21 protein-coding genes are annotated in these 21,221 nt (G+C 75.6%); 13 read left to right on the top strand and 8 right to left on the bottom strand.

The annotated features are described in order from the left end of the window. Positions 1 to 174: 174 nt before the first annotated feature. Positions 175 to 840 (bottom strand): response regulator transcription factor, encoded by a 666-nt coding sequence (locus IH44_RS0134935; protein ID WP_107066706.1) that lies wholly within the window; start codon positions 838 to 840, stop codon positions 175 to 177. 448 nt (positions 841 to 1,288) lie between these two features. Here IH44_RS0134935 and IH44_RS0134930 point away from each other — a divergent pair, with 448 nt between their 5' ends. The 3 genes from IH44_RS0134930 to IH44_RS0134920 all read left to right on the top strand — a co-directional run bounded on the left by IH44_RS0134930 (position 1,289) and on the right by IH44_RS0134920 (position 6,620). Continuing rightward, positions 1,289 to 4,186: an AfsR/SARP family transcriptional regulator gene (locus IH44_RS0134930; protein WP_051817961.1), complete on the top strand. Its 2,898-nt coding sequence runs from the start codon at positions 1,289 to 1,291 to the stop codon at positions 4,184 to 4,186. A gap of 629 nt (positions 4,187 to 4,815) precedes the next feature. Then, on the top strand, positions 4,816 to 6,120 hold the full coding sequence (locus tag IH44_RS0134925; RefSeq protein WP_030463848.1) for a DUF6271 family protein: 1,305 nt from the start codon (positions 4,816 to 4,818) through the stop codon (positions 6,118 to 6,120). Then, entirely contained in the window at positions 6,117 to 6,620 is a 504-nt protein-coding gene (locus IH44_RS0134920; RefSeq protein WP_030463847.1) for a GNAT family N-acetyltransferase, read from the top strand. Before IH44_RS0134925 ends, IH44_RS0134920 begins: the two co-directional genes overlap by 4 nt. 74 nt (positions 6,621 to 6,694) lie before the next feature. Here IH44_RS0134920 and IH44_RS41890 read toward each other — a convergent pair whose 3' ends face one another. The 4 genes from IH44_RS41890 to IH44_RS0134895 are packed head-to-tail and all read right to left on the bottom strand — an operon-like array spanning position 6,695 to position 9,547. Then, positions 6,695 to 7,411: a 4'-phosphopantetheinyl transferase superfamily protein gene (locus IH44_RS41890; protein ID WP_157852566.1), complete on the bottom strand. Its 717-nt coding sequence runs from the start codon at positions 7,409 to 7,411 to the stop codon at positions 6,695 to 6,697. A 50-nt stretch (positions 7,412 to 7,461) separates the two neighbouring features. Then, on the bottom strand, positions 7,462 to 8,271 hold the full coding sequence (locus tag IH44_RS43375; protein WP_051817958.1) for a hypothetical protein: 810 nt from the start codon (positions 8,269 to 8,271) through the stop codon (positions 7,462 to 7,464). 4 nt (positions 8,272 to 8,275) lie between these two features. Then, positions 8,276 to 8,578 (bottom strand): acyl carrier protein, encoded by a 303-nt coding sequence (locus IH44_RS0134900; protein WP_030463844.1) that lies wholly within the window; start codon positions 8,576 to 8,578, stop codon positions 8,276 to 8,278. 36 nt (positions 8,579 to 8,614) lie between these two features. Continuing rightward, positions 8,615 to 9,547 carry a 3-oxoacyl-[acyl-carrier-protein] synthase III C-terminal domain-containing protein gene (locus IH44_RS0134895; protein WP_030463843.1) on the bottom strand — a complete coding sequence of 311 codons (933 nt, stop codon included), beginning with the start codon at positions 9,545 to 9,547 and terminating at the stop codon, positions 8,615 to 8,617. Between the two features lie 98 nt (positions 9,548 to 9,645). Here IH44_RS0134895 and IH44_RS0134890 point away from each other — a divergent pair, with 98 nt between their 5' ends. From IH44_RS0134890 to IH44_RS0134875, 4 genes are all read left to right on the top strand, one after another. Next, positions 9,646 to 9,963, top strand: coding sequence for a hypothetical protein (locus IH44_RS0134890; RefSeq protein ID WP_157852565.1), 318 nt, complete (start codon positions 9,646 to 9,648; stop codon positions 9,961 to 9,963). Beyond that, positions 9,960 to 11,120 carry a glycosyltransferase gene (locus IH44_RS0134885; protein WP_030463841.1) on the top strand — a complete coding sequence of 387 codons (1,161 nt, stop codon included), beginning with the start codon at positions 9,960 to 9,962 and terminating at the stop codon, positions 11,118 to 11,120. The genes IH44_RS0134890 and IH44_RS0134885 overlap by 4 nt, the downstream gene beginning before the upstream one ends. 87 nt (positions 11,121 to 11,207) lie before the next feature. Beyond that, positions 11,208 to 12,161, top strand: a complete 954-nt coding sequence (locus IH44_RS0134880; protein ID WP_030463840.1) for a daunorubicin resistance protein DrrA family ABC transporter ATP-binding protein — start codon at positions 11,208 to 11,210, stop codon at positions 12,159 to 12,161. Positions 12,162 to 12,185: 24 nt separating this feature from the next. After that, the gene (locus tag IH44_RS0134875; protein WP_030463839.1) at positions 12,186 to 12,950 is read left to right on the top strand and encodes an ABC transporter permease; all 765 of its coding nucleotides are present in this window, start codon (positions 12,186 to 12,188) and stop codon (positions 12,948 to 12,950) included. Positions 12,951 to 13,016: 66 nt separating this feature from the next. On the opposite strand, the gene IH44_RS0134870 is transcribed toward IH44_RS0134875, so the two are convergent. The 3 genes from IH44_RS0134870 to IH44_RS0134860 form a co-directional block, all read right to left on the bottom strand. Beyond that, positions 13,017 to 14,318, bottom strand: a complete 1,302-nt coding sequence (locus IH44_RS0134870; protein ID WP_030463838.1) for a PLP-dependent aminotransferase family protein — start codon at positions 14,316 to 14,318, stop codon at positions 13,017 to 13,019. Continuing rightward, entirely contained in the window at positions 14,315 to 15,109 is a 795-nt protein-coding gene (locus IH44_RS0134865; RefSeq protein WP_081967313.1) for an alpha/beta hydrolase, read from the bottom strand. The genes IH44_RS0134870 and IH44_RS0134865 overlap by 4 nt, the downstream gene beginning before the upstream one ends. Before the next feature lie 219 nt (positions 15,110 to 15,328). Further along, complete coding sequence (locus tag IH44_RS0134860) at positions 15,329 to 16,405, bottom strand: alpha-hydroxy acid oxidase (protein WP_030463836.1); 1,077 nt, start codon at positions 16,403 to 16,405, stop codon at positions 15,329 to 15,331. A gap of 173 nt (positions 16,406 to 16,578) precedes the next feature. Here IH44_RS0134860 and IH44_RS0134855 point away from each other — a divergent pair, with 173 nt between their 5' ends. The 6 genes from IH44_RS0134855 (at position 16,579) to IH44_RS48770 (ending at position 21,163) form a co-directional block, all read left to right on the top strand. Further along, a complete protein-coding gene (locus tag IH44_RS0134855) occupies positions 16,579 to 18,015 on the top strand; it encodes a class I adenylate-forming enzyme family protein (RefSeq protein ID WP_030463835.1) in 1,437 nt (478 codons plus the stop codon). A 49-nt stretch (positions 18,016 to 18,064) separates the two neighbouring features. After that, positions 18,065 to 18,349 (top strand): acyl carrier protein, encoded by a 285-nt coding sequence (locus tag IH44_RS0134850; RefSeq protein WP_030463834.1) that lies wholly within the window; start codon positions 18,065 to 18,067, stop codon positions 18,347 to 18,349. Then, entirely contained in the window at positions 18,346 to 18,615 is a 270-nt protein-coding gene (locus IH44_RS0134845; protein WP_030463833.1) for a hypothetical protein, read from the top strand. The genes IH44_RS0134850 and IH44_RS0134845 overlap by 4 nt, the downstream gene beginning before the upstream one ends. Further along, positions 18,612 to 19,715 (top strand): beta-ketoacyl synthase N-terminal-like domain-containing protein, encoded by a 1,104-nt coding sequence (locus IH44_RS0134840; RefSeq protein WP_030463832.1) that lies wholly within the window; start codon positions 18,612 to 18,614, stop codon positions 19,713 to 19,715. Before IH44_RS0134845 ends, IH44_RS0134840 begins: the two co-directional genes overlap by 4 nt. Further along, complete coding sequence (locus tag IH44_RS0134835) at positions 19,712 to 20,248, top strand: beta-ketoacyl synthase N-terminal-like domain-containing protein (protein WP_035957305.1); 537 nt, start codon at positions 19,712 to 19,714, stop codon at positions 20,246 to 20,248. The genes IH44_RS0134840 and IH44_RS0134835 overlap by 4 nt, the downstream gene beginning before the upstream one ends. A gap of 99 nt (positions 20,249 to 20,347) precedes the next feature. Then, on the top strand, positions 20,348 to 21,163 hold the full coding sequence (locus tag IH44_RS48770; RefSeq protein ID WP_232795198.1) for an AMP-binding protein: 816 nt from the start codon (positions 20,348 to 20,350) through the stop codon (positions 21,161 to 21,163). Positions 21,164 to 21,221 lie beyond the last annotated feature (58 nt).

The raw sequence follows: 21,221 nt of genomic DNA, 5'->3' as shown, positions 1-21,221 counted from the left end.
CCTGACCAGCGCGATCTGGCACAACGACCACACCGGCCAGTCCGTCATGCGCTCCCTGACCGCCTACGACCACTAACCCTTCGCATCAACCATCTAGTGCCGCGTCCGGCACTGGCAGGGCACCGCCGGCTGCGGCCGGTTCGGCGCGGGGGGCGAACCGGCCGCGGCGCCCGTCTAGATGTAGCCCTCGCGCAGGGCGTAGGCCACCGCGTGGGCGCGGTTGCGGAGGTGGAAGCGGGTGGTGACGGTGTGGATGATGTTCTTGATCGTCCGCTCCGAGTAGAGGAGTTTGACGGCGATCTCCCCGGTGTCCATGCCGTCGGCGACCAGGCGCAGCACGTCGACCTCGCGCGGCAGCATGCCGTGGTCGGCGGGGGTGCCGTCCGGGCCCGGGCCGTCGCCGCGCTGGCGGCCCATGCAGCCGATCAGTCGGCCGAGCAGGTCGGGGGGGAGGTCGCCGTGGCCCCGGGCGGCGGTGAGGACGGCTTGGCGCAGGCGCTCCCCCGTCACCTCGCGGCGCCACAGGATCGTGGTGACGCCCAGTGAGACGACGTTGAGCAGTTCCGGCTCCTGGATCCGGTCCAGGACCAGCACCACCCGCGTCCGTTCGGTCTTGACCAGGCGGGACAGACCGGCCAGGGCCGTCTCGTCGAAGGTGTCGGCGACCAGCAGGGCCACGCCGGTGCCGCCCTGGTGGCCGTCGTCCACCAGCGAGACCTCCGGGCACTGCCGGAGGTAGCTCACCACTCCGGCGCGGGAGAGCGGGTCCAGGGCGTGGACGGCCACCGGGATCGGTCGGGTCGTTGTCGTGGTACGGACGTCGTCGGCGTACTGCAGCACGGCGCGGGGTTCCTTTCGTTGCGCTTGACGGTGCGTCCGCCACCCCCCACAGGCGGCGGCTCGCCGTCAGAACCGGGTCGGCCGGCACCGCCCGCACGCGGCGCCGTCTTTCCTCCTCCTGCGGCCCGGCTGACACCGCGGGAGTTCCCCGTGTCCGCCGAAGGATCGGCGGACACGTGCACCGGGGAACACGCTATCCGCCGCCGATCAATAAAAGATTGACGGATCCGCACCGGCGTCCGCAGCGGTACTCGGGCGGCGGCCGAACGGGTGCGGTTTGCTTTTCCGGCCCCGCTGGGAGGACGATCCCTGGCACGGCCCTTTCCGCGCGCGAGCGCGGCAGATCGAATAGGCGAGGACGCGTGACCGGAAAGCTCCCGTCGACGATTGTTCGTGCACGTTTGACCCGGCGTCGCGGCTCGGCGGGCCGGTCCGTCACCGTCCGCCGATGACGGACGGCGCGGGGCCCCGCGACGGGGCGGGCCCGGATCCGGACGGCCCGGAGCGGCTGCGGCTGTGCCTGCTCGGGCCGGTGCAGGCCTGGTGCGGGGAGCGCGAGTTGGACCTCGGCTCGCCGCAACAGCGGGCGCTGCTCACCGCGTTGGCGCTGCGGGCGCGCCGGATCGTGTCCGTGGACGAGCTGCTCGACGCGCTCTGGGAGGAGCCGCCGGCCCGGGCCGCCACCGTGGTGCGCACCTACGTGTCGCGGCTGCGCCGGGTGCTGGAGCCGGACCGGGCGCACCCGGCGGTGCTGGTCTCCTCGGGCAGCGGCTACGTGCTGCGGGTCCCGGCCGAGTCGGTGGACGTCGAGGTGTTCGAGAACCGGGTCGCGGCGGCGGGCCGGGCCCGCGCGCACGGGGACGCGGCCGGGGCGCTCGGGCTGCTGCGGGAGGCCTGCGAGCTGTGGCACGGCGAGCCGCTGGCCGGGCTGCCGGGGCCGCTCGCCCAGGCGCACCGGGCCCGGCTGGTCGAGCGCCGGCTGCACGCCGTCCAGGCGTGGCTGGAGGCGGAGTTGGCGGCGGGCCGGCACGCGGACGTGATCGGCGAGCTGACCGTGTGGGTCAACCAGTACCCGCTGCTGGAGCCGGTGCGGGAGCTGCTGATGCTGGCGCTGTACCGCAGCGGGCGGCAGGCCGAGGCGCTGGGCGTGTACGCGGACGCCCGGCGGACGCTGCTGGAGCAGCTGGGGGTCGATCCGGGGCCGCGGCTGCGCGAGCTCCAGGTGGGCATCCTGTCGGGCGACCCGAAGCTGGCCGCGCCGCCCGTGCCGCCGGCGCCGGGGCCCGGGGCGGGCGGCGGTCCGGCCGGTTCCTCGCCCCTCCCGCCGGCCCAGCTGCCCGCCGACGTCTCCGACTACACCGGCCGGGACGGGCTCTGCGCGGAGCTGTGCGCGGACCTGGCCCCCGGCGGCCCGGCGATGCCGGTGGTGGGGGTGTCGGGCCTGGGCGGGGTGGGCAAGTCGGCGCTCGCGGTGCACGTCGCGCACGCGGTGGGCGGGCAGTACCCGGACGGCCAGCTGTACGTGAACCTGCGCGGGGCCGGGGCCTTACCGGCCGATCCCGGCGAGGTGCTGGCCGGTTTCCTCGGCGCGCTGGGCGTGGCCGACGCGGCGCTCCCGCAGGGGACGGCGGAGCGGGCCGCGATGTTCCGGTCCCGGGTGGCGGGCCGGCGGGTGCTGATCGTGCTGGACGACGCCCGCGACAGCCGGCAGGTCGGGCCGCTGCTGCCCGGCAGCCGCTCCTGCGCGGTGCTGGTGACCAGCCGGGCCTGGCTGTCGGGGATGCCGATGACCCGGCAGGTCGGCCTGGAGCCGCTGACCTCGGAGGAGTCGGTGCGGCTGCTCGCGGCGATCGCCGGGGAGGCCCGGGTGGCGGCCGAGCCGGCGGCGGCCCGGCGGCTGGCGGAGGCGTGCGGGTTCCTGCCGCTGGCGGTGCGGACCGCGGCCTCCCGGCTGGCGGCCCGTCCGGCCTGGGAGCTGGCGCACATGGCGGACCGGCTGGCCTCGGAGCGGCGGCGGCTGGCCGAGCTGGAGACCGGCGAGCTGGCGGTGGCCGCGTCGTTCCGGCTCAGCTACGACCAGTTGGACCCGGAGACCGCCCGGGCGTTCCGGCTGCTGTCGCTGCCGGACGGCCCGGGCGTGTCCTCGGCGGCGGCCGCGGTGCTGCTGGGGCTGCCGGAGCGGGAGGCCGAGCGGCTGGCCGAGTCGCTGACCGACCTGGGGCTGCTGTCCTGCCCGTACCCCGGCCGCTACCAGTACCACGACCTGCTGCGGCTGTTCGCGCGCGAGCTGGTCCGGGAGGTGGACGGGGAGGCCGCCGGGCGGGCCGCCGTGGAGCGCCTGCTGCGGCACTACCTGGCGACGGTGGCGGGCCTGTACCGGGTGGTCCGGCCGGGCTACCCGTTCCCCGACCTGGTGGCGCCGGAGGCCGTCGGGCCGCGGTTCGGCGGGCCGGCCGAGGGGCTGCGCTGGGCCCGGCGGGAGATCCCCGCCGTGCTGGCGGTGGCCGGGCAGGCCGCCCGCGAGCCGGACGGCCCGCTGGCGGTGCTCGCGGACCTGGCGCTGGTACTGATCCAGCTGATCGACCTGGGCATGGCGGTGCCCGAACTGTGCGACCTGGCCGGGCGGTTGGCCTCGGCCGCCCGGGCGGCCGGCCTGCCGGAGAGCGAGGCGCGGGCCCGCTACACGCTGATGTGGGCGCAGCGGGAGTTCCAGCGCACCCGGCAGGCCCGGGACGAGGCGGTCCGGGTGATCGCGCTGGCCCGGCGGACCGGGCAGGCGGTGCTGCTGCCCGGGGCGCTGGCCGCGCTGGCGCTGACCAGCCTGCCGCACTGCGGCGACGAGGAGGTCGCCGCCTGGTGCGACGAGGCCGTCGCGCTGAGCACCGAGCTGGGCAACCGGTCCGCGCACGCCTTCGTGGAGGGGATGGCGGCGCTGGCCGACGTCGCGGTGGGCCGGCCGGAGTCGGCCCGGCGGCGGGCCGAGCGCAGCCTGGCGACGTTCCGGGAGCTCGGCGACTTCGTCGGGCAGGTCCACATGCTCTACGCCCGGGCGACGGCGCTGCACGGGATGGGCCGGTTCGAGGCGGCGTGCGCGGACTACCGGGGGTGCCTGGGCGCGCTGCGGGCGCTCGGCTCCTGGGACCGGATGCCGGGCGTGCTGGTGGGGCTGGCCGAGTCCTGCCGGGCCGCCGGGCGGCCGACCGAGGCGCTGGAGGCGGCCGAGGAGGCGCTGGCGATCGCCCGGAAGGTCGGCCTGGAGCACCGCGAGGCCGGTGCGCTGACCGCGATCGGGCACGCGCTGTTCGACCTCGGGGAGCACCACCGCGGCCGGGCCTGCCTGGCCTAGCGCGCGTCCGTCCGGTCGTGCGGTCGGTTCCGCCCCGCGTCACTCCGTTATCCAACGGAAATCTTCCCGGCAGGGTGCGCAACGACCATCACGGATTGATTTCGGACGGAACGGTAAGCGGGCGGATCGGCGTTGTGGAGTTCTTTCGCCGGGGCGGGGTTGCCATTCGACGGACTTCGGCGGCGCGGGAATTGCTTCGCGGGGCGGCCGGCGGTCCGGGGGCGAATTCGGCGGGACCGTTCCCGATTCGCCGGCGGGGCTCCGGCGCCGGGAACCATTTCGCACCGGCGGCCGTTCGGGGCGGGCGCTGGCGGTAGGTCGCGGGGCGAGAGCAGGCGGGGCGGCCGAGTGGCGGGGGGCGTCCGGCGGGGCCGTGCCGGGGCAGGGTCCGCTGCCCCATCGGGCAGTGTCGGCGGGTGTCGCGGGCCGCCCGGGGGCGGTGCATTGACACCCCAGTTTGGTCTAGTCCACTGTGGTGAAACCAGGTCGTCCACGGTGCCGCCGCGGCCCTCCGCCCCCGCCGGCGAGCCCGGCCGGGACGGCACGGCGGGCCCGGTCAGGGCACCCTCTCCCCGCTCGACCGCCGGGCGCCGCAACGAATCTGACGATCAGACGGAGATTCCCACACCATGCAACGAGTCTGCCTCGCCCTGCCCACCATGCGGGCCTGTCCCGGCACCATCGTGGACCTCGCCGAGGAGGCGGCCTACGCCGTCGAGACCTTCGGGGTCGAGGTCCACCTCCTCGTCCTGGACACCACCGTGGCCGCCGAGTTCGCCAAGAACGCGGACGCCGTGGCCTCGCTGGCGCCCGCGCCCGGCGTGTTCGTCCACCACCTCGGCAACGAGGCGCAGCACGCGTTCTTCCTGGACGTGGCGCGGCGCTCCGGCGGCGCCGACCCCGGGCTGCTGCTCGACCTGATGCTGCCGCAGGACGTCGCGTACGGCTCCTGCGTGAACCGGGTCTTCCTGGGCGCGGCCGCGCTGGGCTGCACCTCGGCGCACCTGCGCAACGACGACTTCGACTACCAGGTGGTCGACGGCGCGAAGATGTTCCCGATCCACCACGAGCTGCTGTCGCTCGGCAAGCCGGCCGGCGAGGCGGTGGCCGGGGTGGCCCGCTCCGAGCTGGACCCGGCGGACGCGGACAAGCCGGTGATGCTGGTCAGCGCCGCCTTCATGGGCGAACTCAACGTGGACATCGGCGAGATCAACGAGCTGGACCCGGAGGTGTACCGGGACCTGGTGCGGCTGTGGACCCCGCGGGTGTGGACCCGCGAGCAGCAGGACGAGATGGTCGAGATCTCCTTCAAGGGCGCCGAGCACGACTCGTTCGACGCGGCCGACTCGGTGCTCGGCGTGCCGGACATCTGGGACGTCTACATGTGCAACGTCGCCATCGACCACCGGGGTTACGAGGTGCTGCCGCTGGTGCCCTCGCTGCGCACCATCGGCGCCGACTACGCGCTGCTGCACGCCCTGGTGCACGCCAAGCTGCCCGCCGTCATCCACAAGCGGCACATCGTCAACTACTACACGCCCGAGCGCCGGATCGGCGCCGGGTTCGTCTCGTACCAGCTGCGCTTCGTGAAGATGCTGCTCTCGATGCTGTACCTGTACCCGGTGTACGGGCAGATGATCGACCTGGGCACCGGGCTGCTGGACGAGCGGCACGAGTTGCGGGTGGAGCCGATCCTCGGGCTGGTGCGCAGCACCTTCGACCTGGAGCGGGACACCAACGAGACCTGCCTGGACGAGGTGGACCGCCTCTACCGCAAGCTGGGCGGCAAGTACGCCGAGCTGGCGGACGTGGTGGCCGGGCAGCGGCAGCAGCTGCTGGACGAGGCCCGGGAGGACGCCGTGCGCTGGGCGGTGCTGATCGAGAACTGGGCGCCGATGGTAGCCGCGGCCCGCGAGCGGGGGCTCGCCAGGTGAGCGGGGAGTTCCTGATCCGGCAGCTGGCCGACGGGGACTGGGACGCCGTGGTCGCGCTGGAGCACGACGCCTACGCGGCCGACGGCCTCTCCGAGGGCCGGGAGGCGTTGCAGTCCCGGGTCGCCTGCTCGCCGGAGACCTGTTACGTGCTGGAGCAGCGCGACACCGGGGCCGTCCGCGGCTACCTGCTGAGCCTGCCGTACCCGCCGCTGCGCTGCCCGGACCTCGCGGTGGCGGAGGGCGGGGCGTTCGCCTCGGACAACCTGCACGTGCACGACCTGGTGCTGGCCGAGGAGTTGCGTGGCCGGGAGCTCGCCGCGGAGCTGATGGAGCACGCGCAGGCGCGGGCGGTGGAGGGCGGTTTCACGCAGGTCTCGATGGTCGCGGTGCGCGGCTCCGACATCCTGCTGCGCTTCTACGGCTACCGCGCGCACCGGGAGGTGGCCGTGCCCGCGTCCTACGGGCGGCGGGCGGTCTACATGTCGAGGCCGGTGGGCTGACGGACCGTCAATGACCTCGGGCCCGACCGGTGTTGCTGCCGGTCGGGCCCGAGGTGTGTGCGCGGCAAGGGAGTTCAGGCGGTCCAGGTGCGGTGGCGGACGGTGAAGGGGCGGTCGGTGTCGGCGGCGACCGCGGCCCGGAACGGGCCGGGCACCGGGACGTCGGCCAGCCAGAGCGGGCCGGGGCCGAGCGGGGCCGCGTCGGCCAGCCGCAGCGGGGAGGGACCGGCCAGCGGGAGGCCGAGGCCCTGGGCGAGCCGGCCGCCGTGCACCTTGACGCAGGCTTCGCGGCGGCACCACAGGCGGGTGAAGCGGTCGGCGCCGTCGGCGGGGGTCGGGGCGTCCAGGACGAGGGCGGCGTCGGCGGCCGGGAAGTGGCGGCGGGCGATCCGCGTGCCGACGCCGGGCCGGGCCAGCTGTTCGACGTCCGCGCCGACCCGGCGGCCGACGGCGAGGGCCAGCAGCGCGAGCGCCCCCGAACCGGACCAGTTGACCTGGAGCGGTTCGGCGGCCGGGGGGAGGACGGGGGCGGGCTTGCCGTGCGGGCCGTAGTGCCACACCAGGTCGGCGGGCGCGACGGCGAGCCGTTCGGCGACCAGCAGCCGGACGGCGCCCCGGACCACGGCGAACCGCCCGCCCTCGACCGGGTCGTGGGCCCGGTCGGCCCGCTCCCGCTCCCCGGGGTCGAGCAGGCCGTACAGGCGGTGGACGACGTCCGGGGGCTGGTCGGTGGGGATGCTCCAGGCGTCGATGACGTCGGCTTCCGGCCCGGCGGTGTGCACGGTGCTCACGGCAGGGGCGGTGTTCACGGCTGGGGCGGTGCTCACGGCTGGGGCGGTGTTCACGGCAGGGTGAGGGTGCTGAGCCGGCCCAGGCGCCGGTCGTGGTCGGCGACCAGCAGCGGGCCGTCGCCGGGGAGGCGGTCGGCGAGCAGGCTCCAGACGCCGGTGAACGGCTGTCCGGGGCGGGCCGCCGCGGTGCCTTCGGCGTCCTCGGGGCTGCCGTGGGAGGCCAGGTCGGCGGCGAGCAGCAGTCCGGCGCCGGGCCCGAGCGCGCGGTGCTCCTCGCGGACGGTGCGCAGCGCCTGCGCGCCGTCCGGCCGGGCCTGCTGGCGGACCCGCATCCCCTCCCCCGGGGCCTCCTCGCAGACCAGCACGACGGCGCGGTGCTCGGCGGGCAGTTCGACGGGCGCGGCGGGCCGGTGGTGCAGGGCGCTCTGTTCGGCGAGCACGACCACGGCCCGCCGGCAGCCGCCGGTGCGGTGGTGGGCGGCGGCGATCCGCAGCGCGGCGAAGGCGGTGGCGCTGCCCTGGTCGCAGACGGCGAAGGCGGTCGGCTGCCCGGGGCAGTGGCGGCTGAGCCGGAGCGAGGCGGGGGCGGCGGGCCGGACGTCCGGGGAGGAGAAGGCGAGGATCAGCAGGTCCGCGGGTTCGCCCCCGGGCAGGGCCCGTTCGAGCAGGCCGGCGGCCATCTCGGCGTAGTCGTGCCCGGCGCCTTCGGCCAGCAGGTCCTCGCGCAGCGGCAGGCCGTACGGGCGGACCAGGTCGGCGGTGAAGGTGCGCAGGTCGGGGTGGAGCGAGGCGGCGGAGCGGCCGTCGATTCCGGCGGCGACCGCCCTGGTCACGCGCAGGCCGCGGGTCTCGGCGGGCATCGGGTCAGTCCTCGTCGGCGTGGTGTCCGACGACGTAGTCGGTGAGGCTGTCGACGGTGCGGACGTCGTCGATGACGAGGTGCTCGACGTCGATCTGGATGGCGAGGGTCTCCTCGATGTCCAGGACCAGTTCGACGATGCCGGAGGAGGTGAGGCCGTAGTCGTCGAAGAAGCAGGCGTTCTCCGGGATGTCGGCGAGTTCGACGCCCAGGACGCGGGGCAGGACGTCCTCGATGCCGCGCCGGATGCGTTCGCGCACCTCGGGGTCGGCCGTCGGTTCGCTCGCGGGCAGGGTGGTTTCTGACATGGGTGGACCGTCCAGGGGTGGGTGGGAGGCGGCGGGTCAGTGCCGCAGGACCATGGCCGCGAAGGTGGCGCCGATGCCGGCGGCGGCGATCAGGTAGTGGTCGCCCGGCCGGAGCGCTCCGCCGGTGGTGGCGGTGCGGAGGTTGACGAAAGCGTCGGCGGCGAAGCTGTGGCCGACCGCGGCCACGTTCTCCAGGACCACCTGTTCGACAGGGTAGCCGAGTTGGCGGCAGGTCATCCGCCAGGAGGCCTGGTTGACGTTGTGCGGGAGCAGCAGCGCGATGTCGGAGAGGTCCAGACCTGCCTGGTCGAGCGCGGCCTCGACCGCCTCGGCCAGGGCGGGCTGGTACTCCCGCTGGTAGCGGACCATCAGTTCCGGGTCCTCGGCGGGTCGGCCGTAGAACTCGGGGCGCTGGCGGACCGCGTAGGAGAGCACCCGGTTGCGGTCGCCGCCGGGGCTGACCAGGCAGGCGGTCGCGGCCTCGGCGAAGATCGTGGTCTCGGGCAGCAGTTGGGCGTCCCGGGTGAAGGTCTTCTCCCCGGCCAGCACCAGGGCCAGTGCCGACGGGTCGCCGTCGTCGGCCAGCAGCCGCCCGGCCAGGTCGATGGCCAGCAGGGAGGCGGCGCAGGCCTGTTGGGTGACGGTGAACGCGTCGGCGTGGGTGAGGCCGAAGCGCTCCTGGAGCTGGTGCAGGGGGTTGAGCGGGTAGGGCACGGCGACCGGCGTGTTGCGGGCGTGCAGCAGGTACCGGATCCGGTGTTCGTTGCCGCGCAGTTCGGGCAGGGCCCGGACGGCGGCGTCCAGCAGGTCGAGCAGCGTCCCGTCCGGGTCCAGGCGCACCTGGTCCAGGCCGTGGAAGCGGCGGAAGAGTCGGAGTTGACGTGGGGTAAGGCCGATCCTGGCGCCCACGTCCTCGATCGGTTCGAGTCGCGGGGGGAGGTGGACGGCCACTGCCTCCAGTGCGGTCACCCCGGTTAGTATTCCCACGCTCCGTGGGTCGCACAAGCGATCACCGATCCGGAGCCCTCTCCCTCACCCCGTTGCCGTCGAGCCGGTGGAGCCTTCCGATGACTGATTCCCAGCCTTCCTTCGTGTACCCAGAAACCGCCTCCGGGCTGCCTTCCGAGCCGCCCGCCGCCCTGGACCCGGGGTTGCTGGCCGCGCTGGCGGAGGCCGCCGACGCTCTGCCCGATTGGGCAGAGTCGCTCGCCCCTGCGGACCGACTCGACGGTGATCTCGCCCTGGACGAGAGCGAGTTCGCGGTGCTGGACGTGCTGCTGCGGGAGCGCTTCGGCGCCGACCTGGGCGCGCTGCGGGCCGGCCTGGACGTGGCCGGGCTGGCCGCGCTGACCGTCGGCGACCTGGCGGAGCTGGTGCGCCGGTGAGCCGCTTCCTGCTGGTGGTGCCCCCGCTGGCCGGGCACGTCAACCCGGCGGCCGGGATCGCGGCGGAGCTGGCCGCGCGCGGCCACCGGGTGGCCTGGACCGGCACCGAGACGATGCTGCGGCCGCTGCTCGGCCCGGACGCCCTGATCTTCGGCACCGGCAACCGGATGTTCCGGGCGATGGGCGGCCACGGCCTGGCCTCGCTGCGCTCGCTCTGGGAGGGCTTCGTCGTCCCGTACGCCAGGTTCACCCTGAAGCCGCTGGACGCGGTGGTGCGGGAGTTCCGGCCGGACGCGCTGCTGGTGGACCAGCACACCCCGGCGGGCGCGCTGGTCGCGCACCGGTACGGGCTGCCGTGGGCGACGCTGGCGCCGGGGGCGATGGAGCTGGGCCGCCCGTACCGGCACCTGCCGCGGGTCGAGGCGTGGACGGCGGGGCTGCTGGCCGGGCTGTGGGAGCGGGCACAGCTGCCCGCCGGGGAGTTCACCGATCCGCGCTTCTCGCCGCACCTGGTGCTGGCCACCTCCGGGCGGGCGCTGCTCGGCGAGCTTGATCCGCTGCCGCAACTCGCCGCGGTGGGGCCGGTGCTGACGGCGCGGGCGGCGGATCCGGCGTTCCCGTGGGAGCGGCTGGCGGCCGGGCGGCGCACCGTGCTGGTCACCATGGGGACGATGTCGGACACGGTCGGCGCGGACTTCCTGCACCGCACCGTCGATGCGCTGGCGCGGCTCGGCGGGGACGGCGTGCAGGCGGTGGTGGCGGCGTCCCGCGGGGCGCTGCCGGCTGCCCTTCCGGACTCCGTCACCGTGGTCGATCGGGCACCCGTGCTGGAGCTGCTGTCCACCGGCCGCTTGGACGCGGTGCTCTGCCATGGTGGGATGAACACCGTGGTCGAGTCGCTGGCGCACGGCGTCCCCGTGCTGGCGGCGCCGATCCGCAACGACCAGCCGTTCGTGGCGCAGCGGGTCGTGGAGGCCGGGGCCGGCCTCCGGGTCCCGTTCGCCCGGGTCGGTCCGCCGGTGATCGCCGAGCGGCTCCGGCGGGTGCTCGACGAGCCCTCCCACCGGGCGGCCGCCGAGTCGATCGGCCGTCAACTGCTTTCCGGCGGCGGGGCGTTGACCGCCGCCGACCGGATGGAAGCGCTGGTCGCCCCCTGATACCGCCTCGTGCCGCCAACCCCCTTCGTCCGCAAGGGGGTCGGCGGGCGCGAGCCCCCGCACCCCATCCCAGCCCGGGAGTTCTGGTTGATCGAGACCAAGGGACTTCGCAAGTCCTACCCGTCCGGAAAGCACGGCCGCACCGTCGTCGACGCCGTCCGCAGCATCGACCTGGACGTCCAGGCCGGTGAGATCTTCGGCTTCCTCGGCCCCAACGGTGCCGGGAAGACCACCACCCTGCGCATGCTCGCCACGCTCATCCGCCCGGACGGCGGCGAAGCCCTGATCGCCGGCGCCGACCTGCTGGCCGACCCGGCCGGGGTCCGCCGCCGGATCGGCTACGTCGCCCAGGGCGGCGGCACCGCCGACGCGGTCACCGGGCGGGAGGAGCTGGTCATGCAGGCCCGGATGTACGGCGCCAGCAAGGCCGAGGCCCTGCAGCAGGCCGCGGACGCCCTGAAGGCGTTCGACCTGACCGAGTTCGCCGACCGCCACTGCAGCACCTACTCCGGCGGCCAGCGCCGCCGGGTGGACATCGCCCTCGGGGTGATCCACTCCCCCAGGGTGCTGTTCCTCGACGAGCCGACGGTCGGCCTCGACCCGGCCAGCCGCGGCCAGGTGTGGGCCGAGATCAAGCGGCTGCGCACCGAGGGCATGACGGTGGTGGTGACCACCCACTACCTGGACGAGGCCGACGCGCTCTGCGACCGGGTCGCCATCGTCGACCACGGGCAGGTCGTGGTCGAGGGCACGCCCGAGGCGCTCAAGCGCGAGATCTCCGGCGACGTCGTGCTGCTCGGCCTCGCCGCCGGGGACGCCGGACCCGCGGCCGACGCCCTGCGCGGGCAGCCCTCCCTGCACCGGCTGGAACCGGGCGAGGACGGCCTGCGGCTCTACCTGGACGACGGCGCCGCGGCGATCCCGCAGCTGCTGAGCGTCCTGAACGGGGCGGGCATCGTCCCCGGGACGGTGCAGCTCCAGCGGCCGAGCCTGGACGACGTGTTCCTGGCCCGCACCGGCCGCTCCATCGAACAGTCCTGACGAGAAACCCCTGGGGTCCCTTCCGTGAAGCTCGCCCGTGACACCTGGCTGGTCTTCCAGCGGCAAGTGCTGCTGATGTGGCGCACACCGATCTGGATCGTGATCGGCATCACCCAGCCGGTCTTCTACCTGCTGCTGTTCGCCCCGCTGCTGAAGCAGGTGCTGGGGCCGATGGGCGCCACCAGCTACGCCGAGGCGTACCAGATCTACGTCCCCGGCCTGCTGGCGGTGCTCTGCATCTTCGGCGGCCTCTTCACCGGCTTCAGCCTGCTCGGCGAGCTGAAGGCCGGCATCATCGAACGCTCCCGGGTGACCCCGGTCAGCCGGCTCGCCCTGCTGCTCGGGCGGGCGCTGCGCGAGACCCTCGGCCTGCTCGTCCAGGCGGTCATCATCACGCTGGTCGCGCTGCCGTTCGGCCTGCGGGTCGACCCGGCGAGCCTGCTGCTGGCGTACGTGCTGCTCGGCCTGCTGGCGCTGATGACCTCGGCCATCTCGTACGGCATCGCCCTGGCGCTGCCCAACGACGCCGCGATGGCGCCGGTGGTGAACACCATCGCCCAGCCGATCGGCCTGCTCTCCGGGACGCTGCTGCCGATGGCGCTGGCGCCGATGTGGCTGCAGCGGGCGGCGGAGTGGAACCCCTTCTACTGGGCGGTCGAGGGCATGCGGGCGCTGTTCTCCGGGCACCCCGGGGACAGCGTGGTCTGGCAGGGGCTGCTGATCGTCGCGGTGCTGACGACCGCGGCGGTGTTCTACTCGGCCCGGCTGTTCTCGGCCCGGATCCGGTAGCCGGAGCGGTGGGAGCGGGGGGAGGGGCTGCGGCCCCTCCCCCCGTTCCCGTGCGGTCGTGCGCGTTCAGCTCGCGGCGGACCGGACGAAGTCGGCCAGCCGGGCCACCCCGGCCGCGATCCGACCCTCGCTCAGGGCGCTGATCGACAGCCGCAGCCGGCGCTCGCCGCCGCCCGCCGGGTAGAACGGGGCCATCGGGGTCCAGAGCACCCCGTGGTCGCGGGCGCAGCGTTCCATCGCCGCCTCGTCGGCGGTGAACGGCACCTGGAGCACGGCGAAGAAGCCGCCCTCCGGCTCGTTCCAGGACACCCCTAGCCGGTCGCGTTCGGCGGCCGGGAAGTGCCGCTCCAACTCCCGCAGCAGGACGGTCAGGTTGGCCGCGTAGTGGGCGCGCGCCGGGGCGTTGGCGGCGCGCAGCCGGCAGGCGTGGCGCAGCAGCATGCCGCCGATCACGGCCTGGCTGAGCGCCGGGGTGTTGACCGTCGTCATGCTCTTCAGCTTGGCCAGCTCGTCGGCGAGCAGCGTCGTCCGGCCGTCCGGGGCGAGCACCCGCTGGTCGGCGACCACGTAGCCGAGCCGGGCGCCCGGGAAGCAGGTCTTGGCGAAGGAGCCGAGGTGGACCACCCGGCCGCGGTTCCCGTCCAGGGCCTTCAGGGTGGGGCGTCCGCCCGGCTCGCGGGTGAAGAAGCCGTACGGGTTGTCCTCGATCACCAGCAGCCCCTCGTCGGCCGCCACCTCCAGCAGCCCGGCCCGCGCCTCGACCGGCATGCTGGTCCCGGACGGGTTGGCGAAGTCCGGGACGACGTAGAGCGCGCGCGGACGGCGGCCGGCCGCCCGGACGGCGCGGGCCGCCGCGCGCACGGCCTCCGGGTCCGGTCCGCCGGCGGGGCCCTCGGGGACGGGGACGGTCGCCAGGTCGAGCAGCCGGGCCGCGCCGGTGACGCCGACGTAGCAGGGCGAGCTGACCAGCAGCACGTCCTCGGGCGTGGCGCACAGCGCGCGCAGCACCAGCAGCATGCCCTCCTGGGCGCCGACGGTGAGCACCAGCGCCTCGGGGTCGGCGTCGATGCCCTCGTCGTTGGCGAGGGTGCGGGCGACCAGGTCGGCGACGATGCCCTTGGTCGGGCCGTACTGGAACAGCGCGGTGCGCACCGCGCTGCGGCTCAGGCCGCGCTCGGCGAGGTGGGCGAGGTAGGTGTCCAGGTAGGTGTGGACGTCCTCGGGTTCGAAGAAGCCCTCGTGCGGGCGGCCGGGGGCGAAGGAGAGCGCGTCCGGGTAGCGCTCGGTGACCTCGTTGAGGAAGGTCATCGCGTCCAGCAGCGGGTCGGCGAGGCTGGCGTGCAGGTCACCCAGCGGGAGCGTGGTCACAGCAGGAGCGGTCGTGCGGTGAGCACGGTGGCGGGCGGCAGGCCGGCCAGCGAGGGGGCGCGCAGCGGGGAGGCCAGCGGGTTCGCGCCGTCGGCCGGGTCGGCCAGGTAGTGGCCCCAGTACCAGGCCACCGAGCGGCGGTTGAACAGCAGCGGGTCGTCGTGCTCGCGGACGGACGGGGTGTCCGCGGCGTGGTCGGTGTTCGGGTAGACCAGCAGCTGGTGGCGGATCGCGGGGCCGCCGCGCTCGCGGGCCAGCAGGGTGAGCGCGGCGGCCAGGTTGCCGCCCGCGCTGTCGCCCGCGACGGCCAACCGGGCCGGGTCGGCGCCCAGTTCGGCGGCGTGCCCGGCGATCCACTCGGCGGCGGCGGCCACGTCGTGCACGGCGGCCGGGAAGGGGTGCTCGGGGGCGAGCCGGTAGCCCGCCGCGACGGTGACGCAGCCGACGGCGTTGGTCAGGCGGCGGCAGATCGCGTCGCCGGTGTCGAGCGAGCCGAGGGTCCAGCCGCCGCCGAACAGGTAGAGCAGGACGGGCGGCGGGGCGGCGGCTGCGTTTTCGGCTTCGGCTTCGGCTTCGGGGGCCGGGTGGTAGACCCGCAGCGGCAGCGGGCCGCCGGGGCCCGGGACGGTGAACTCCTGGACGGAGCCGACCGGTTCCGGGTTCCCGGCGGCGGCCCGGATGTCGGCGAGGTCGGCGGCGCGGGCCTCGGCGAGGGTGCGGGTGTAGAGCGGGGGCGTACCGGCTTCGGCGCGCTGCCGGCGCAGGGCCTCGGCCTGGGGGTGCAGTGGCAAGGGAACGTTCCTGGGATCGGGCCGCCGGTCGTCGGCGACGACGGGGCGGCGGCGGTGGTGACGGTGGTGACGGTGGTTCAGGGGCGCTGCGGCAGACCGGGGTCGGGGGCAGCGGTCAGGGGTCGGCGGTCAGGGACCGGCAGTGGGTGACGGCAACCGCTGGTCCGGGGTGCGTGGTCGACCACCGGCAACCGGAGGTCCGCGGGCGGCGGCCGGGCCCTACCGGGCCACCGCGGTGGGGTCGAGGTCGGCCAGGCGGGGGCGGCCCAGCAGGGCCAGGGTGTCGTCGAGTTCGGCCTTCAGGAGGTCGAGGACGCGGGCGACGCCGTTCTCGCCGTCGGCGGCCAGGCCCCACAGGATCGGGCGGCCGATCAGGACGGCCCGGGCGCCGAGGGCGACCGCCAGGGCAACATCCGTGCCCGTCCGTACCCCGCCGTCCAGGAGGACGGGCAGATCCGGTGGCACTGCGGCGACCACTTCGGGCAGCGCCGAGAGGGTCGGCAGGGCACCGTCGAGCTGGCGGCCGCCGTGGTTGGAGACCACGACGGCGTCGACGCCGTGTTCGGCGGCGAGCCGGGCGTCCTCGGCGGTCAGGATGCCCTTGAGGACGATCGGCAGGCTGCTGCGTTCGCGCAGCCAGGCGAGGTCCGCCCAGGTCAGGGTGGGGTCGAACTGTTCCTTGGCGTGGTCGGCGATGCCCGAGCTGCCCGTGTCGGCCCGGTGGCTGGCGGCCATCAGGGACGGGTCGAGGTTGACGGCGCGGATGTGCGCGGGGACGGCGAAGCCGTTGCGGGCGTCGCGCAGGCGGCGGCCGATCCGGGGGGCGTCGACGGTGAGCACCAGGGCGCGGAAGCCGGCGGCTTCGGCGCGTTCGACCAGGGCGGCGAGGGCGTCGCGGCGGCGCAGCCAGTAGAGCTGGAGCCAGAGCGGGCCGGTGGCGGCTTCGGCGATGGATTCCAGGGTGCGGCTGGCGAAGATCCCGGCGACCATGAGCGCTCCGGCGCGGCCGGCGGCGCGGGCGGTGGCGGTCTCGCCCTCGGGGTGGAACAGCTGGTGGTAGGCGACCGGGGCGATGCCGATCGGGGTGCTCAGCGGGCTGCCGAGCAGGGTGAGGCGCTGGTCGGTGGTGGAGACGTCGACCATGGTGCGCGGGCGCAGGCGGGCCTGTTCGAACTGGGCGCGGTTGGCGGCGAGGGTGCGTTCGGCGCCGCTGCCGCCCTGCACGAAGTCCCAGGTTTCGGCGGGGAGTCGGGCGCGGGCCGCGCGTTCGAAGTCCGCCGGTTCCAGTGCGTCCAAGAGTCTGCCTTTCCGGGCAGGCCGCGCGCGGGCCCGCTCCGGCCCGGCAGCGTAGGAGGCCACCCGCCCAATGGTCTAGACCTTGATTCGGCTCGAACGCCTGTGTAATCGTCAGGAAGCCGAACCGACCCCGTTCGTCGTGGACGGCGTCCTTCCAACCTCCCCTTCGTGGAGTGGCGTTGACCGGATCTTCCTCTCCCCCCGCCCTGCCCTGCGGTGCCCCGCACGACTGGGTGGACCGCTACCTGCTGGCCGGCCCCGACGACCAGGAGTGCCTGCGCTTCGGCACCCCCGTGGACCGCGCCACCCTGCGCGCCCTGGTCGCCGAGCAGGCCGGACGGCTCGCCGCCGCCGGCCTGGCGCGCGGCGGCACCGTCGCGCTGCGGCTGGCGCCCTCGCTCGGCTACACCGCCGCGCTGCTGGCCTGCTGGCAACTGGGCGCCCAGGCCGTCCTGCTGGACCACCGGCTCACCGACCACGAGGTGGCGCTCGCCGTCGAACGGCTGGCGCCCCAGGTGCTGGTGGAGTCGGCGCACGGCCCCGCGGCGGCGATGCGCGGCTTCGCCGAGACCGACCCGGTGCCGGCGGCCCGGCCGGACGGCCGCCCGGCCGCGACCGGCCACGCCCTGGTGCAGCTGAGCTCGGGCTCGACCGGCCCGGCCAAGGTGATCGCCCGCACCGCCGCCGACCTGCTGCGCGAACTCGACTGCTACGCGCGGCTGGCGGCGTTCCCGAAGGCCGGGGAGCGGGTCGTCCTGCTCTCCTCGATGGTGCACGTCCTCGGCCTGGTCGGCGGGCTGCTCAACAGCCTGCACGCCCGGGTGCCGCTGACCGTGCCCGTCCGGATGACCACGGCGGGCATCCTGGCCGCGGTCGGCGAGGACGACCGGCCGACCACCGTGATCGGCGTCCCGTTCCACGCCGAGCTGCTGGCCGGTGCGGCCGCTCCCCCGCCGCTGCCGCAGCTGCGCCGGATGATCGTGGCGGGCGAGTTGGTCCGCCCCGGGCTGCCCGCCGCCTTCACCGCCCGGTACGGCGTGCCGCTGGGCACCATGTACGGGATGACCGAGCGCGGGGTGATCGCCACCGACCTGGACGGCACCCTGCACCCCGAGGCCGCGCCCGTCCACGGCACGGAGCTGCACGAGGACGGCGGCGAACTGCACATCGCGATGGCCGCCTCCCCGTACCCCGGCCTCGACGACCCGACCCGCTGGTCGGACGGCCGGCTGCACACCCGCGACGCCGGCCGGGTCGACCCGGTGACCGGCCGGGTCACCGTGCTCGGCCGGCGCGACTCCCAGGTCTCGATCGGCGGCCTCAAGGTCGACCTGAACGAGGTCGAGCACACCCTCGCCGCGCTGCCGGAGGTCCGCGAGGCCGTGGTGGTCTTCGCGGACGGCGCCATCGAGGCGTACCTGGCCACCGAGCGCGCCGACACCGACGGGGCCGACGGGGCGGACGCCGTCCGGGAGGCGTTGACCCGCGAGCTGGCCCCCTTCAAGCGGCCCCGGCAGCTCACCTTCCTCCCGGCGCTGCCCCGCACCGCCACCGGCAAGCTCGTCCGCGACACCGCCGCGCTGCGCGCCACCGCGGCCGCCGCCCCCTGATCCACCGCACCGCCCGCACCGAACCCCGACCCAGCACGAGGAGCACACCATGCAGGAGCGCATCCGCGCCTTCGTCCTCTCGACGCTCGCCGAGATGAACTACGACACCGACGGGGTCACCGGCGACACCGACCTCGGCCCGGCCGGCCTCGACCTCGAGTCGCTGGCGCTCGCCGAGCTGTCGGTCCAGGTCGAGGACGAGTTCGGGATCAAGTTCGACCTGGACGAGCTGGAGACCACCGCGCTGATGACCCTCGACCAGTTCACCGCCGACGTGGCCCGCCGGGTCGCCGCCGGTACCGCCACCGCGGCCACCGCCGGCAGCGCCGCGTGAGCACGCCCGTGCTGCCGGGCCGGGCCGAGGTCGTGCAGATGCTCGCGGCCTTCGGCCAGCGCCCCGGGAGCAGCGTGCCCGAGACCCTCGGCTCGCTCGAACTCACCTGGCTGACGGCCGAGTTCGAGCAGCGCTACGGCATCGAGCTGGAACTCTCGGACGAGCAGTTCGCGGCCGTCCGCACGGTGGACGACGCCGTCGCGGTGCTGCGCGCGGCCGTCCTCGCCGCCGCCCCGGCCGGGGCCGACGGGGCCGCCCGGTCATGAGTCCCAGCGCACCGCCGGCCGACCGGCCGGTGTTCACCGGCCTCGGGGTGCTCAGCGCCTTCGGCACCGGTCTCGCTCCGCTGGCGGCCGCCGCCGCCCGGGGCGGGACCGGCTTCGCCGAGGTGACCCGCTTCGACGTCGGCCGGCGCGGCACCCGGCGGGCGGCCCTGCTGCCCGACCCGCCGCCGCTCGCCGACGCGGTGCTCGGCGCCGTCGCCGACGCCTGCCGGCAGGCCGAACTGCCGTCCGGCGCACCGCTGTTGCTCGCCCTGCACAGCGACCTGGACACCCGCGGGACGGCCGGGGAGGTGTCGGCCGGAGCCGTCGCCCTCGGCCTGGCCGGGGTGGCCCGGGTCTACACCGGCGCCTGCGTGGCGGCCGCCACCGCGGTGGCCGACGCCGCCGCCCTGGTCGGCTCCGGCCGCCACCCGCGGGTGGTGGTCGCGGCCGGGCACCTGGTGGAGCCGGGCGTCTTCGCGGCCTTCGACGCGGGCCGGGCCCTGGCCCGGGACGGCGAGCTGCGGCCGTTCAGCGCCGGGCGCAGCGGCACCCTGCTCGGGGACGCCGCGGTGGCCGTGGTGGTCGAGGCGGCGGACGCCGCCGCCGGGCGCGGCGCCCGTCCGCTGGCCCGGCTGGCGGGCTGGGGCCGCTCCGGGGATGCGCACCACGTGTGCCGTCCGCGGCCCGACGGCGCGGGCGTGGCCCGGGCCGTCCGGTCCGCGCTGGCCCGGGCCGGGGTCGATCCGTCCGGGGTGGACTACGTCAACGCCAACGGCACCGGTTCGCCGATGTCGGACCTGGCGGAGGCGCGGGCGCTGCGCGAGGTGTTCGGCGCGGGTCTGGACAGGCTGCCGGTGAGTTCCAGCAAGTCCGTGCACGGCCACGCCCTGGAGGCTTCCGCGCTGCTCGAACTCGCGGTCACCGTCGGGGTGTTGGGCGACGGTCGGCTCCCGGTCAACGCGGGCTGGCTGGGTCCGGACCCGGAGGTCGGGCTGGACCTGGTGCTGGGCCCCCGCGCGGACGCCCGTCCCCGCTGCGCGCTGAGCCTGAACTCGGCGTTCGGCGGCGCCAACACCGCACTCCTGGTGGCCGCCGCGTGAGCCCGCTGCGCACCCTCGCCACCGCCCACTGGCCGCCCGGCGAGCCGCCGCCCCCGCTGCCCGGCTTCTCGGCCTCGACCTTCAACCCGCTGGTCGCGGCCGTCGCCGAACGCTGCCTGGCGGCGGGCTACGGCGAGCCCGGGGAGCCGCGCCGCACCGGGCTGCTGCTGGCCAGCGCCGGGGGCGACCGGGCCACCGCGCTGGCCATCGACACCGGTGCCGCGGGGCACCGGATGCCGCCGCTGCTGTTCTTCCAGTCCAACCCGAACGCCGTCCTCGGGCACGTCGCCGCCCGCTGGGGCCTGACCGGCCCGGTCGTCGCGATCAGCCCGCCGGAGGCCGCCGCGCCCGGTGAAGTCCCGCCGGACGCACTGGAGTTGGCCGCGCTGCTGCTGGCCGACGGCGACGCCGACCAGGTCCTGGTGATCGCCGCGGAGCAGGCCGAACCGGCCTGCGACGCCGACCCGGCCTGCGACGCCGACCGGGCGGGCGGCACCGACCGGGCCACCGCCGTCCTGGTCACCGCCGCCTGAGCCGCGCCCCCCGCTTTCCGCCCCCCGTCCGTACGCGTCCCCGGACGCCGCACCGCACCCGCACGGCCAGCGCCGTGGTCCGTGGGAGGGATCCACACCGTGAGCATCCGCAGTATCCGCAGCCTCCTGGCGAACGACCCGGACGTCGGCGCCGGAAACGTGCTGACCAGCAGGATCGCCCTGGGCATCGGCCTCGACGACCCGCTGCTGACCTTCGACACCGCGGTGGACGACCACCCCGCCGGGGCGGCGCTCACCCTGCGCGAGGCCGACCGCGCCGTCCGGGCCCGGGCCGCCGCGCTGCACGCCCTGGGCGTCGGCCCGCGGGACGTGGTGGCGGTGTACGTGAGCGCCGCCGCCGACCAGGTGCTGTCGTTCCTGGCGCTGGCCCGGCTCGGCGCGATCCCGGCGCTGCTCAACCCCGGTGTGGAGGGCGAGCGCGCGGCCCGCTACATCGCCCGCCTCGGCGCCGTCGGCCTCCTCGCCGACCCCGCGCACCGGGCCGAACTGGCCGGGTACGACCCGGCGGCCCCGGTGCTCGCCGACGCCGCCGGCCTCGGCTCCGCCGACCCGGACGCGGCGCCCGCCCCCTACCGGCACCACGCGGACGACCCGGTGGCGATCACCCACTCCTCCGGCACCACCGGGATGCCCAAGGCCGTGGTGCACTCGCACGCGAGCCTGTACGCGTCGATCCGGCACCGGGCCGCGCTGCCCCGCCCGCAGGGCATCGACCGGGTGCTCAGCGCGCTGCCCGCCGCGCACGCCGCGACCCTGATCGCGCTCAACCTGGCGCTCAGCTTCGACTCCCGGCTGACCTGGCCCGCCAGGACCTCTCGGCCCGCGACCTGTCCTCGGTCGGCCTGTGGTGGAACACCGGCGACTGCGCGCACGAGGCGCACATCCGCCGCCTGATCGCCCGGGGCTCGCGCGAGAGCGTCACCCGCGAGGGCCGCGGCCGCCTGCCGGGCTC

The organism is Kitasatospora sp. NRRL B-11411, assembly GCF_000721345.1.
In the GTDB taxonomy this organism is placed as follows: Bacteria; Actinomycetota; Actinomycetes; order Streptomycetales; family Streptomycetaceae; genus Kitasatospora; species Kitasatospora cineracea.
This window is presented reverse-complemented; position numbering and strand designations above follow the sequence as displayed.

What these genes read in the sequence shown, in the direction of transcription:
- IH44_RS0134930 (WP_051817961.1), top strand. Translation starts at nt 1,289, where the DNA reads ATGACGGACGGCGCGGGGCCCCGCGACGGGGCGGGCCCGGATCCGGAC.
- IH44_RS0134925 (WP_030463848.1), top strand. Translation starts at nt 4,816, where the DNA reads ATGCAACGAGTCTGCCTCGCCCTGCCCACCATGCGGGCCTGTCCCGGC.
- IH44_RS43375 (WP_051817958.1), bottom strand. Translation starts at nt 8,271, where the DNA reads ATGCCCGCCGAGACCCGCGGCCTGCGCGTGACCAGGGCGGTCGCCGCC.
- IH44_RS0134900 (WP_030463844.1), bottom strand. Translation starts at nt 8,578, where the DNA reads ATGTCAGAAACCACCCTGCCCGCGAGCGAACCGACGGCCGACCCCGAG.
- IH44_RS0134890 (WP_157852565.1), top strand. Translation starts at nt 9,646, where the DNA reads ATGACTGATTCCCAGCCTTCCTTCGTGTACCCAGAAACCGCCTCCGGG.
- IH44_RS0134850 (WP_030463834.1), top strand. Translation starts at nt 18,065, where the DNA reads ATGCAGGAGCGCATCCGCGCCTTCGTCCTCTCGACGCTCGCCGAGATG.
- IH44_RS0134840 (WP_030463832.1), top strand. Translation starts at nt 18,612, where the DNA reads ATGAGTCCCAGCGCACCGCCGGCCGACCGGCCGGTGTTCACCGGCCTC.